Here is a 13,114-nt window from a genome sequence, read left to right as displayed (position 1 = left end):
GGGGTAGGGGATCGGCCGGGGCTTTGCAGAGGCCGCTGCGACGGTTGGTCGCAGGGCGTCGGGCCGCCCGACCCACGGTCGGGCGCTACCATGACGGGGTGAATGTCCGCCGTCGCCCGTACGCCGTTCTGCTGCAGCTCGCCTTCGTGGCCACGCTGCTGATGGCGCTGGCGCCGCTGCTCAGCCGCTGGCAACAGGCGCATGCCGATGCGCCGCTGATGCTGATGCCCTCGGGCATGGCCCATGCCATGCCGGTTGCCGACGTTCCCGCTGATCCGCACGCCGGGCACGGCATGCCGGCCTCGCACCAGCACCACGCAATGCCGATGCAGGACATGCCGATGCACGGCATGGCCACGCACGCCGCCGCCCCGTCGCCGAGTGCACCTGCGCCACCGCTGGACGAACACGCCGGCCATGGCGAGGCGTGCGAGTACTGCATGATGGCCTCGCGGCTGATGCCGTGGCTGGCGGTGTTGATCCTGCTGCTACCGGCGCTGCCGGTGGTCGCCCCGACGGTGCTGCGCGCCGTCGCCACGCCGCGCAGCCTGCGCTGGCCTGCGCATGCCGCACGCGGCCCGCCGCTGAACGCCTGAAACCGCCGATGTCCTTTCCTGCTGCGTGACGCCGTGATGGCGGCGCGCGCCTGTGCGTTTTCTGGAGTTCCACATGAATCTCGCTTCCCGCAGTGCGGGCGCAATGACGCGCCTGTCTGTTTCCCTGTCGCTCGCCCTGGCCATGCTGCCGCTGCACGCCGCCGAGCGTGAACCCGCGCAGACCCTGGACACGTTGGTGGTGACCGCCACCGCCCCGTCCTCGCCGCTGCACTGGGTCACCGACCCGCGCCTGCCGCGCCAACCGGTACCCGCCAGCGATGGCGCCGACTACCTCAAGACCGTGCCGGGCTTTTCGGCGATCCGCAACGGCGGCACCAACGGCGACCCGGTGCTGCGTGGGATGTTCGGGTCACGCCTGAACATCGTCAGCAACGAGGGCAACCTGATCGGCGCCTGCCCCTCGCGCATGGACAACCCGCTGTCCTACATCGCGCCGGAAACCTTCGACCGGCTGACCATCATCAAGGGGCCGCAGAGCGTGCGCTGGGGCGCCGGGGCGTCGGCCGGCACGGTGCGTTTCGAGCGCGACACCCCCCGTTTCGACGGACCGGGCGTGGATATCAACGCCAGCGCACTGGTGGGCTCGCGCAACCGCAACGACCAGGTGCTCGACCTGACCGCCGGTGCGTCGCAGGGCTACGTGCGGGTCAACGGCAACCGCTCCGAAGCGGACGATTACAAGGACGGCAATGGCGACGTGGTGCCGTCGAAATGGCGCAAGTGGAACAGCGACGTGGCCGTCGGCTGGACACCCGATGCCGACACCGTGCTGGAGCTGTCGGCCGGCACCGGTGACGCCATCGCGCGCTACGCCGGGCGTGGCATGGACGGCGCCGCGTTCAAGCGCACCAGCTATGCCGCCCGTTTCGAGAAGGACAATCTGCCCGGTGCCTGGGACAAGCTGTTGGCCAACGTGTACTACAACGACGCCGACCACGTGATGGACAACTACACGCTGCGCACGCCCAATCCGGACAGCAGCATGCCGATGCCGATGGCCGCCAATGTCGACCGTCGTACCACCGGCGGCCGCATCGCCTCGGAATGGCGCTGGCAGGACATCGCGGTGGTCGCCGGCGTGGACGCGCAGGACAGCCGGCACCGCAGCCGCAGCGGCATGGGCCGCAATACCTATGAGCAGCAGCCCTGGCGCACCGACGCGCGCTTCGAGAACCTGGGTGCCTTCAGTGAGATCACCCTGGGCGACGGCACCGCCCAGCGCTGGGTGGGCGGCCTGCGCATCGACCGCGCCGAGGTCACCGACGAACGCCGCACCAGCGGCATGATGGCCATGCCCAACCCCACCGCCGGCCAGCAGCGCCGCGAGTACCTCGGCAGCGGTTTCCTGCGCCTGGAGCGCGACCTGGCGCCGTCGCTGACCTGGTACGCCGGCATCGGCCACAGCGAACGCATGCCCGACTACTGGGAACTGTTCTCGCCGGACATGGGGCCGATGGGCGCGGCGAACGCGTTTACCGGCATCCAGCCGGAGCAGACCACCCAGCTGGACCTGGGCCTGCAGTACCGCAGCGCGCGCCTCAACGCGTGGGTCTCGGCGTATGCCGGCCGGCTGCAGGATTACATCCTGTTCACCTACTTCGACGGCGGCATGATGGGCAGCATGACCCAGGCCAACAACGTGGATGCCCGCATCGCCGGTGCCGAGGCCGGCGCCGACATCATGCTCGGTACGCGCTGGAAACTGGGCGGAAGCCTGGCCTATGCATGGGGCGAAAACCGCAGCGATGGCAGCCCGTTGCCGCAGATGCCGCCGCTGGAAGCACGCGTGAGCGCCACCTGGGAAGCCGACCGCTGGAGCGTGGGCGCGCTGGCCCGTGCGGTAGCGCACCAGCATCGGGTCGCCGATGGCCAAGGCAACGTGGTGGCCCGGGACCTGGGCCCGAGCGCCGGCTTTGCCACTCTTGCGCTCAATGCCAGCTACCGCATCAACGATGCGCTGCTGCTCAGTGCCGGCATCGACAACGTGTTCGACCGCGCCTACAGCGAACACCTGAACCTGGCCGGCAGCGCCGACTTCGGCTTCCCGGCCGACCCGGTGCGGATCAACGAACCGGGCCGGACGGCGTGGATGAAGGTGAACTACCGGTATTGAGGGACGTGGCGCCGGGCGTTGCCCGGCTGCCATGTGTCACCGTCACGTAGAGCCGGGCTCTGCCCGGCTGCATGCGTCACCGTCCGATACGGAACCGCAGCCACGTAGAGCCGGGCTCTGCCCGGCTGCATGCGTCACCGTCCGATACGGAACCGGAGCCGGGCAGAGCCCGGCTCTACGGGACGCGTCCAGCCGACCAACGGTCGGCTCCACCCGGCGATTGACGTCATCCGACACGCGCCGATACATGCCGTTACACACCCGCACAGGCCAGCACGAAAGGCATTTCGGCTGCCACCGGGCGCCGGTAAACGCTTGGCACATATGCCCGGCCAGCCCCGACCCGTACACTCGGCGGTCGTGGGTTTAACGGGATTTTTCCAAATGTTGGGACGCATCACCGCGCGCATCGCCGCTGGCCTCACCCTGGCCCTGCTGGCCGGGTGCAGCAGCAAGGACGACACCGCGCGCCGGGCGGCAGACGCCGTACCGGTCACTACCCAGGTGGTGCAGACCTCCGCATGGAACGACACGCTGCAGGCCCTGGGCACCGCCAAGGCGCGTGAGTCGGTGACCATCACCGCCAAGGTCAGCGAGATCATCGAGACCGTCCACTTCGACAGCGGCCAGCAGGTCAGCGCCGGCACCCCGTTGGTCACCCTGCGTGGGCAGGCCCAGGAAGCGGCCTTGCTGCAGGCTCAAGCCACGTTTGCCGAGGCCGACCAGCTCTACAAGCGGCAGCGCGAACTGGCCGCCCAGCAACTGGTGGCCAGCGCCACCCTGGACACCCAGCGCGCCATCCGCGATGCCGCCGAGGCGCGCGTGCGCGAAATGCAGTCGGACATCGGCGACCGTCGCGTGCGCGCGCCGTTCGCCGGCGTGCTCGGCATCCGTCAGGTCAGCGCGGGCTCGCTGGTCACCCCCAGCACAAGCATCGCCACCCTGGACGACATCGAACGCATGCACGTCGATTTCCAGGTGCCCGAAGCCGAACTGGCCAGCCTGGGCAACGGCGACAAGGTCACCGCCACCAGCGTGGCCTATCCCGGCCGCAGCTTCGAGGGCGTGGTGGCCACCATCGATACCCGCGTCGACCCGGGCACCCGCGCGGTCACCGTGCGCGCCGACTTCATCAACGCCGACCACGCCCTGCGCCCGGGCATGCTGCTGGATATCCGCATGTTCCGTCCGGAGCGCCAGGCCCTGGTGATCCCGGAAATCGCCGTGGTCCAGGTCGGCCGCGACTCGTTCGTGTACCGGGTCAAGGCCGACCACAGCGTCGAACGCCTCGATATCACCAGTGGCGCGCGCCGTGCCGGCGTGGTGGAAATCCGCAGCGGGTTGAAGGCCGGCGACCGCATCGTGGTCGACGGGACCGGCAAGCTGCGCCCGGGCCTGAAGGTCGATGACCGCCCGGCGCCGGCGGCTGCCGGCGTGCCCGCCGCCAAGCCCGTGGACCCGGCCGGATGAAACTCTCCAACATTTCCATCCAGCGCCCGGTCTTCGCCGTGGTGATGAGCCTGCTGCTGGTCGTGCTGGGCGTGATGTCGTTCACCCGCCTGACCCTGCGCGAGCTGCCCGCGATCGACCCGCCGATCGTCTCGGTCTCGGTGGATTACACCGGTGCCTCGGCCGCGGTCATCGAAAGCCGCATTACCCAGGTGCTCGAAGATGCCCTGGCCGGCATCGAAGGCATCGACACCATCAACGCGCGCAGCTCCAACGGCCGCGCCCAGGTCAGCATCGAATTCACCTCCAACCGCGATATCGAAGCGGCGGCCAATGACGTGCGCGATGCGGTCAGCCGCGTCGCCGACCGCATGCCCGAAGAGGCGCGCCCGCCGGAAATCGCCAAGGTCGAGAGCGACGCCGACCCGATCATCTGGTTCAACATGACCTCCTCCAGCATGGACACGCTGGAGCTGAGCGACTACGCCGACCGCTACGTGGTCGACCGCTTCTCCAGCCTGGACGGCGTGGCCCAGGTCCGCATCGGCGGGCGCCAGCGCTATGCCATGCGCATCTGGCTGGACCGCGACCAGCTGGCCGCGCGCGGCCTCACCGTGGGCGATGTGGAAACCGCGCTGCGCAACGAGAACGTCGAGCTGCCGGCGGGCCGCATCGAATCGGCCGACCGTGACTTCACCCTGCGCGTGGAGCGCAACTACGTGAAGCCGGAAGACTTCGCCACCATTCCGCTCGGCAAGGGCGCCGATGGCTACGTGGTGCGCATGGGCGACGTGGCCAAGATCGAGCTGGCTTCGTCCGAACGGCGCGCGTACTACCGCAGCAATGGCGAACCGGGCATCGGGCTGGGCATCGTCAAGACCTCCACCGCCAACTCGCTGGACGTGGCCCGCACCGCACGTGCCGAAGCCGAGCGGGTCGGGCAGACCCTGCCCGAAGGCACCCACATCTTCGTCGCCTTCGACAACACCACCTTCATCGAAGCGGCCGTGGACCGCGTCTACGCCACGCTGGTGGAAGCCATGCTGCTGGTGCTGGCGGTGATCTGGCTGTTTCTCGGCAGTTTCCGCGCCGCGCTGATTCCCGCGGTCACCGTGCCGGTGTGCCTGGTGGCGGCGTTCATCGCGTTGTACGCGTTTGGTTTCTCCATCAACCTGCTGACCCTGCTGGCGCTGGTGCTGTGTATCGGCCTGGTGGTTGATGACGCCATCGTGGTGGTGGAAAACGTGCAGCGCCGCATCGACCTGGGCGAGCCGCCGCTGGTGGCCTCCAAGCGCGGCACCGCGCAGGTGGCGTTCGCGGTGATCGCCACCACCGCCGTGCTGGTGGCGGTGTTCCTGCCGGTGGGCTTCCTGGAAGGCAATACCGGTCGCCTGTTCCGCGAGTTGGCCGTGGCGCTGGCCGCCGCCGTGGCGTTGTCGGCATTCGTCTCGCTCACGCTGACCCCGATGATGGCCTCCAAGCTGCTCAAGCCGCACAGCGGCCAGCCGCCGAAGGGACTGCACGGGGTGATCAACCGCAATCTGGACCGCGTCTCGGCCGCCTACGGGCGGGTGCTCGACGCACACGTCGGGCGCACCTGGATCTACGTGGTGGTGATGCTGCTGTCGCTGCTGGCCAGCGCGTTGCTGCTAAAGCTGCTGCCGTCCGAACTGGCGCCGGCCGAAGACCGCGGTTCGTTCCAGATCATGATCGATGGCCCGGAAGGCGCCGGCTACGACTACACCGTGGGCCAGGTGCAGGAAGTGGAGAAGGTGGTGGCCGGGTTTGTCGGCGACGACAAGCCGATCGTGCGCGCCAACCCGCGCGTGCCCGGCGGCTTCGGTGCCAGCGAAGAAATGCATACCGGCCGCATCAGCGTGTTCCTGCAGCCATGGCGCGAGCGCCAGGCCGCCACGCCGGACGTGGCCGCCGACCTGCAGAAGCACCTGGATGGCATACGCGGCGTGCGCGTGCGCACCCAGGTCGGTGGCGGGCTGGTGCGCAGCCAGGGCCAGCCGTTCCAGATCGTGCTGGGCGGGCCGGAGTACGCCGAAATCGCGCAGTGGCGCGATCGCATGCTGGCACGCATGGCCGACAACCCGGGCCTGGTCGGCCCGGATTCGGACTACAAGGAAACCCGGCCGCAGATGCGGGTCAACATCGACCGCCAGCGCGCCGCCGACCTGGGCGTGTCGGTCACCGCGATCGGCAGCGCGCTGGAAACCATGATGGGCTCGCGCCGGGTCACCACCTTCGTCGACAACGGCGAGGAATACGACGTACTGGTGCAGGCCGGCCGCGACGGTCGCGCCACCCCGGCCGATCTGGCCGCCATCCGCGTGCGCGCCAGCGGCGGCGAACTGGTGCCGTTGTCCAACCTGGTCACGCTCAGCGAAGTGGCCGAGGCGGGCAACCTCAACCGCTTCAACCGGCTGCGCTCGATCACCATCACCGCCGGGCTGGCCCCGGGCTACCCGCTGGGCGAGGCGATCGCGTGGGCCCAGCAGACCGCCCGCGAGGAACTGCCGCAGCACGCGCAGCTGGACTGGAAGGGCGAATCGCGCGAATACCAGAACGCCGGTAGCGCGGTGCTGCTGACCTTCGCCATGGCATTGCTGGTGGTGTACCTGGTGCTGGCCGCGCAGTTCGAGAGCTTCATCCACCCGCTGGTGATCATGTTGACCGTGCCGCTGGGCGTGCTCGGCGCGCTGCTGGGCCTGTATGTCAGTGGCGGCAGCATCAACCTGTTCAGCCAGATCGGCATCGTGATGCTGGTCGGGCTGGCGGCCAAGAACGGCATCCTGATCGTGGAGTTCGCCAACCAGCTGCGCGACGAAGGCCGCGACGTGCACCGGGCCATCGTCGAGTCGTCGATGGTGCGCCTGCGCCCGATCCTGATGACCTCCATTGCCACGGTGGTCGGCGCGATCCCGCTGGTGGTCGCCGGCGGCCCGGGCTCGGCCAGCCGCGGCACCATCGGCATCGTGGTGATCTTCGGCGTCACCGTGTCCACCTTCCTGTCCCTGTTCGTGGTGCCGGCGTTCTATTCGCTGCTGGCCCCGTACACGCGTTCGCCCGAAGCGGTGGCCCGTGAGCTGGAGAAGCAGGAGGCGGAGACCCCGTCGGTGGGCGGGCACGCCTGACCGGGGCAGATGAATACGTAGCTGCCGTGTAGAGCCGGGCTCTGCCCGGCTGCTCTGCCGATAAGAGGCCGCGTAGAGCCGGGCTCTGCCCGGCTGCTCTGCCGATAAGAGGCCGCGTAGAGCCGGGCTCTGCCCGGCTGCTCTGCTCCGCGCGGCCAAAAAGCATCAAGCAGCCGGGCAGAGCCCGGCTCTACAGCGCGGCGTGTCATTGCCCCGGCGCGTGGCGACGCGTTCATCCGCCCCACGCCGCCGCCCCCCACGCACCCGGCGCTACCCGTGGCGGCCGTGATGGTGGAGAATCGACCCGGTCCCCTCCAGCCGACGGGACGTCCTTTTTTTCCGCCGACTGGAGAGAGCGCGTGGAAGCAACCGTACATTTCATCAACAGCATCATCTGGAGCAAGGCGCTGATCGCCGTGTGCCTGGGCGCTGGCCTGTTCTTCAGCGTCCGCACCCGGTTCATGCAGATCCGCGGCTTCTTCGAGATGTGCCGCCTTACGGTGAAGGGCGAGAAGTCCGATGCCGGCGTGTCCTCCTTCCAGGCCCTGGCCATGTCGATGGCCGGCCGCATGGGCATCGGCAACATCGCCGGCGTGGCCACCGCCATCGCCTTCGGCGGTCCCGGCGCGATCTTCTGGATGTGGGTCATGGGCTTCGTCGGCGCCTCCACCTCGTACGTGGAATGCACCCTGGCCCAGATCTACAAGACCAAGGACGCCGAAGGCCGCTACCGTGGCGGCCCGGCCTACTACATCGAAAAAGCCATGGGCATGAAGTGGTACGCCCTGGCCTTCGCCGTGGCCACCATCATCGCCGCCGGCTTCCTGATGCCGGGCGTGCAGGCCAATGCCATCGCCGACAGCATCATCAACGCCTGCCGTGGCGGCGCCCTGTGCGGCCCGCTGGATGGCCAATTCATGGGCTTGGCCGACGTCCAGGCACTGAAGCTGGGCATCGGCGTCGTGGTGGCGCTGCTGCTGGGCGTGGTCATCTTCGGCGGGGTCAAGCGCATCGCCAACTTCGCCGAAGTGGTGGTGCCGTTCATGGCCGCCGCGTTCATCCTGATGGCCATCGTCATCATGATCATCAACTACGACCGCGTGCCGGAAATGTTCGGCATCATCTTCGACAGTGCCTTCGGCACCCACGCTGCGTTCGGCGCGATGATGGGCCTGGCAGTGGAGTGGGGCATCAAGCGTGGCATCTATGCCAATGAAGCCGGCCAGGGCTCGGGCCCGCACGCCGCCGCCGCCTCGGAGGTCTCGCACCCGGCCAAGCAGGGCTACGTGCAGGCGTTCGCGATCTACTTCGACACCATGATGGTGTGCACCGCCACCGCCTTCCTGATCCTGGCCAGCGGTACCTACAACGTGTACTCGCCGGTGGCCGGTGCCGAACCGATCTTCCAGGGCCTGGCCGGTATCCCGGAAGGCGCCGGCTACGCGCAGGCCGGCGTGGAAGCGGTGTTGCCGGGCTGGGGCGCCTCGTTCGTGTCGGTGGCGATCTTCTTCTTCGCCTTCACCACGATCATGGCCTATTACTACATGGCCGAAACCAACCTCAGCTACATCAACCAGAACCGCAAGCGCCCGCTCACCGTGCTGGTGCTGCGCCTGGGCATCATCGGCATGGTGGTGTTCGGTGCGTTCCACAACGCCACCCTGGCGTGGGCGCTGGGCGACATCGGCGTGGGCCTGATGGCCTGGTTGAACATCATCGCCATCCTGATCGTGCAGAAGCCGGCGATGCTGGCGCTGCGCGATTACGAACGACAGAAGAAGCTCGGCCTGGATCCGACCTTCGACCCCGATGCATTGGGCATCAAGAACGCTGATTTCTGGCGTCAACGCAAGCTGGAGTTGTCCCGTAGTGAATGATCCCTGGAAGAATGCCCGCCGCCCGTCTTCGCGGCCGCCGCGGGCCACCCCGCTGCCCCCGCGCGAGGGCGGCACGCCGCCACCGCCGGGGCGGGGCAACGACGAGCTGCGCCTGTATGGCTGGAATGCCGTGCAGGCCCTGTTCGAAAAGCGCCCGCAGGCGCTGCGCAAGCTGTACCTGGCCGAATCGCTGATCCCGCGCCTGCAGCCGATGCTGAAGTGGTGCGTGTCCAACCGCGTGGGCTACCGCGTGGTGGAAGAGGGCGACCTCAACAAGCTGGCCGCTACCACCCACCATGAAGGGGTGGTGGCCGACGTGCTGCGCGCGCCGATGCTGGAGCTGGGCGAGTGGCTGGGCACGCTGCCGGCCGGCACGCCGGCGCTGGCGCTGTGGCTGGATGGCGTGGGCAACCCGCACAATTTCGGCGCGATCCTGCGCTCGGCGGCGCATTTCGGCGTGGCCGGCCTGCTGCTGCCACCGGGCTCCACGCTGGCATTGTCCGGTGCGGCCGCGCGCGTGGCCGAAGGCGGCGCCGAATCGGTGCCGCTGGTGCGCCTGCCGGCAGTGCCGCAGGCGATGCAGCAGCTGCGCGATGCCGGCTTTGGCCTGGCCGCGACGCTGGTGGACGGCGGTGACAACCTGTTCGCCAGCGACGTGCCGGCGCGCCTGGTGTACGTGATGGGTGCCGAAGGCGAAGGCATGGACCGTGAGCTGGCGCAGGACTGCGACGCGCAGGTGTCCATTCCGGGGACCGGCGCAGTGGAAAGCCTCAACGTGGCATCGGCGACAGCGGTGCTGTTGGCGCACTGGTACGGACGCCAGGCCCGCTGAGCAGGCGGTGTTTTTCGGGTAGCGCGCCTGCGCGCTTGCCCAACGCGGTGTGATCGGTGTCACTGATGGCGTAGTGACTACAGCCGATTCGGATTTTTCGCATAGTGCGCTGGCCTTGAGCTGCGTCACAGTGCTCGGCGGTGCAGTGTTGGGTAGGTGAGGAGAGACACCCACCCAGCGCGGCGCCGTTGTCCGGATCGCAGAATGTCTGTGACGCTCACCGCGTGGGGTGTGACGAGTCCCGGTAGCCCGGTCGTTTTTCGACCGGGCTTTTTTATGCGTCATCGATGGGTAGAGCCACCCCACGGGTGGCTGCACGCAGCGCGGGAACACCCGCTCTCTACGCTTCCGTCATTGCCGCACGCAATGAACACCACCGTTGCGATTGCCAGCCAAGAACGCAAAACAGCACCATCGCAAGTGTTTTGAATTTACATGCGTGAAGCCCCGCACAGATCGGAAAAAATAAGGTTTTCGCACGTTGTTGCCGCCCGGCGCGCTGTGCAGATTGGCGCAGCGGTGTGCTTGCGCACCGCCTTCTTTCCAGTCTCACGGGAGCCTTGGCATGACCTTGTCCGCGTTGTCGTTTCATCGTGTCGCCGCACTAGCGCTGGCGGCTGTTTCCATGGGGCTTGCCGCCCCGCATGCCGCCGCGCAGGCGCGCAGCCTCGACGGCGTGAACTTCACCGGTCCACTGGTGACTGCCAACCCGGCCGGGGTGCCGCGTGGCCACTGGTACATCGAGCCGTACCTGGTCCGCGTCGACAGTGATGCCGGTTACGACGCCACCGGTCGCCGCCAGCGCAGCAGCGACAGCGGCGCCTGGCTCACCGTCGTGCCCATCGCTTATGGCATGGGCGAGCGCGTGACCGCGCAGGTCAATCTCAGCGCGGCACGTGCCGACGCGGCCGGCGCGCGCAGCGGTGCAGTGCGTGCCGGTGACACCACCGCGCGGCTGCAGTACCTGTTGCAGGCGCCCAGCGCCGACGGCACGCGCCCGGCCATTTCGGTGGCGCTGCTGCAGCGCTTTGCCACCGGCAGCTACGACCGCATCGGTGGCAATCCACTCAACGCCCAGGGCGATGGCGTGCAGCGCACCACCTTTGCACTGGGCGTGCAGCAGGTGCTGTGGATGCCCAATGACCGCCCGCTGCGCTGGCGTGGCCAGCTCAGCGCCAGCCCGGCACCGGCGCGCGTGGCGCTGCACGACAGCAGCGTGTACGGCACCGATCCCGGCTTCCGCGGCAGCATCGCGCGGGGCTCGCTGCTGGGTCTCTCGTTGGGGGCCGAATACAGCTTCAACGCCCGCTGGGTGGCTGCGCTGGACCTCACCGCCAGCCGCGAAAGCGACCAGCACATCACCGGTTATGCCCCGGGCAGCGAGGGCCTGCGGAGCGTCAACCAGCGCCGGCCTTCCAGCAGCAGCGTCAGCCTTGCGCCGGCCATCGAGTACCACTTCAGTCCCTCGCTGGGGCTGATCGCCGGCGTCGAGTTCAGCGTGGGCGGCCGCAACAGTGGTGCGTTCGTCAGCCCGCAGATCGCACTCGGGATGTACTTCTGATGCGCGCGCCCTCGACCCGCCGTCCTGTCCTCGGGAGCCGCCCATGACCATCGAATCCATCGTCGCCCGCCTGCTCGACCTGGTCTGGAGCCCGGCGCTGGTGGGGCTGTGCCTGCTGGCCGGCCTGTACTTCAGCGTGCGCACCCGCTTCATCCAGCTGCGTGCATTGCCGGACATGCTGCGCCTGTTGTTCAGTTCCAGCAGTTCGGCCTCCGGGGTGTCCTCGTTCCAGGCACTGAGCCTGTCGCTGTCCAGCCGCGTCGGCGTCGGCAACATCGCCGGCGTGGCGATGGCCATCGCCTACGGCGGTCCCGGCGCGATCTTCTGGATGTGGTGCGTGGCCTTCCTGGGTGCCAGCAGCGCGTTCATCGAATCGACCCTGGCGCAGATCTACAAGGAGCGCGATGCCAACGGGCAGTACCGCGGCGGCCCGGCGTACTACATCGAACGCGCGCTGGGCCAGCGCTGGTATGCCGTGGCCTTCGCGATCAGCGCGGTGATTGGCTGCGGGCTGTTCCTACCGGGTACCCAGTCCAATGCGATCGCCAGTGCGCTCGACGGCGCCTGGGGCGTTCCCGCCAGTGCATCGGCGGCCGGCATGGTGGTCGTGGTCGGGTTGGTGATTTTCGGCGGCGTACGCCGTATCGCCAGCGTGACGCAGGTGGTGGTGCCGATCATGGCGATCGGCTATCTGCTGGTGGCCGCAGTGGTGATGGCGCTTAATGTGGATGCGCTGCCGGGCATGGCGCGGCTGATCGTCGACAGCGCGTTCGGTACCGATGCCGCCTTTGGCGCGATGATCGGCACCGCCATCCAGTGGGGCGTGCGCCGCGGGGTGATGTCCAACGAAGCCGGCATGGGCAGTGGCGCGCATCCGGCTGCGGCCGCCGAGGTCTCGCATCCGGTCAAGCAGGGGCTGGTGCAGGCATTCTCGGTCTACATCGACACCCTGGTGGTGTGCAGCGCCACCGCATTCCTGGTGTTGTCCACCGGCGCTTACAACGTGTACGACCCGGCGGCGGCAAGCCATGCCGGCATGCTGGTGGCGAACGTACCGGGGCTGGCCGCCGGACCGCACTTCGTGCAGCACGCGGTCGAGTCGGCGTTGCCCGGATTCGGCACGGCCTTCATCGCGTTGGCGATTCTGCCGTTCGCCTTCAGCACCATCCTGGCGCTGTATTACAACGCCGAAACCAACGTGGTGTACCTGTGCCGCAACCAGCACCGCCCGTGGGTGCTGCGGCTGTTCCAGGTGGCGTTCCTGGGCGTGGCCACGTGGTCGGCGGTCAATACCGCAACCGTAGCGTGGTCGTTGGGCGACATCGGCGTCGGCCTGATGAGTTGGTTGAACATCATCGCGCTGCTGCTGTTGCAGAAGCCGGCCCTGGCCGCGTTGCGCGACTATGAGAAGAGCCGGCGTGCCGGCATCGATCCGGTGTTCAACCCGCAGGTGGCCGGCGTTGCCCGGGCCGAGCTGTGGAACGAGATCGCCGCGCGCGGCGGCAAATGAGCAGGGCAGGGA

General features: G+C 68.3%; 8 protein-coding genes. All 8 read left to right on the top strand.

The genetic code is table 11. The annotated features are described in order from the left end of the window. The first annotated feature begins 98 nt into the window (after positions 1-98). Positions 99-596, top strand: coding sequence for a DUF2946 family protein (locus ACZ0AE_RS15710; protein WP_448134284.1), 498 nt, complete (start codon positions 99-101; stop codon positions 594-596). A 73-nt stretch (positions 597-669) separates the two neighbouring features. Further along, complete coding sequence (locus tag ACZ0AE_RS15705; RefSeq protein ID WP_463601560.1) at positions 670-2,730, top strand: TonB-dependent copper receptor; 2,061 nt, start codon at positions 670-672, stop codon at positions 2,728-2,730. Between the two features lie 384 nt (positions 2,731-3,114). Beyond that, positions 3,115-4,200: an efflux RND transporter periplasmic adaptor subunit gene (locus ACZ0AE_RS15700; protein WP_448134282.1), complete on the top strand. Its 1,086-nt coding sequence runs from the start codon at positions 3,115-3,117 to the stop codon at positions 4,198-4,200. Next, positions 4,197-7,322: an efflux RND transporter permease subunit gene (locus ACZ0AE_RS15695; RefSeq protein WP_038686587.1), complete on the top strand. Its 3,126-nt coding sequence runs from the start codon at positions 4,197-4,199 to the stop codon at positions 7,320-7,322. Before ACZ0AE_RS15700 ends, ACZ0AE_RS15695 begins: the two co-directional genes overlap by 4 nt. Before the next feature lie 359 nt (positions 7,323-7,681). Then, positions 7,682-9,199: an alanine/glycine:cation symporter family protein gene (locus tag ACZ0AE_RS15690; protein ID WP_038686589.1), complete on the top strand. Its 1,518-nt coding sequence runs from the start codon at positions 7,682-7,684 to the stop codon at positions 9,197-9,199. Next, positions 9,192-10,031 carry a TrmH family RNA methyltransferase gene (locus ACZ0AE_RS15685; protein WP_463601559.1) on the top strand — a complete coding sequence of 280 codons (840 nt, stop codon included), beginning with the start codon at positions 9,192-9,194 and terminating at the stop codon, positions 10,029-10,031. Before ACZ0AE_RS15690 ends, ACZ0AE_RS15685 begins: the two co-directional genes overlap by 8 nt. A 625-nt stretch (positions 10,032-10,656) precedes the next feature. Next, positions 10,657-11,592: a hypothetical protein gene (locus tag ACZ0AE_RS15680; RefSeq protein ID WP_463601558.1), complete on the top strand. Its 936-nt coding sequence runs from the start codon at positions 10,657-10,659 to the stop codon at positions 11,590-11,592. 43 nt (positions 11,593-11,635) lie between these two features. Continuing rightward, the gene (locus tag ACZ0AE_RS15675) at positions 11,636-13,102 is read left to right on the top strand and encodes an alanine/glycine:cation symporter family protein (RefSeq protein WP_448134280.1); all 1,467 of its coding nucleotides are present in this window, start codon (positions 11,636-11,638) and stop codon (positions 13,100-13,102) included. Positions 13,103-13,114 lie beyond the last annotated feature (12 nt).

Source organism: Stenotrophomonas sp. AC248 (assembly GCF_979258185.1).
This window is presented reverse-complemented; position numbering and strand designations above follow the sequence as displayed.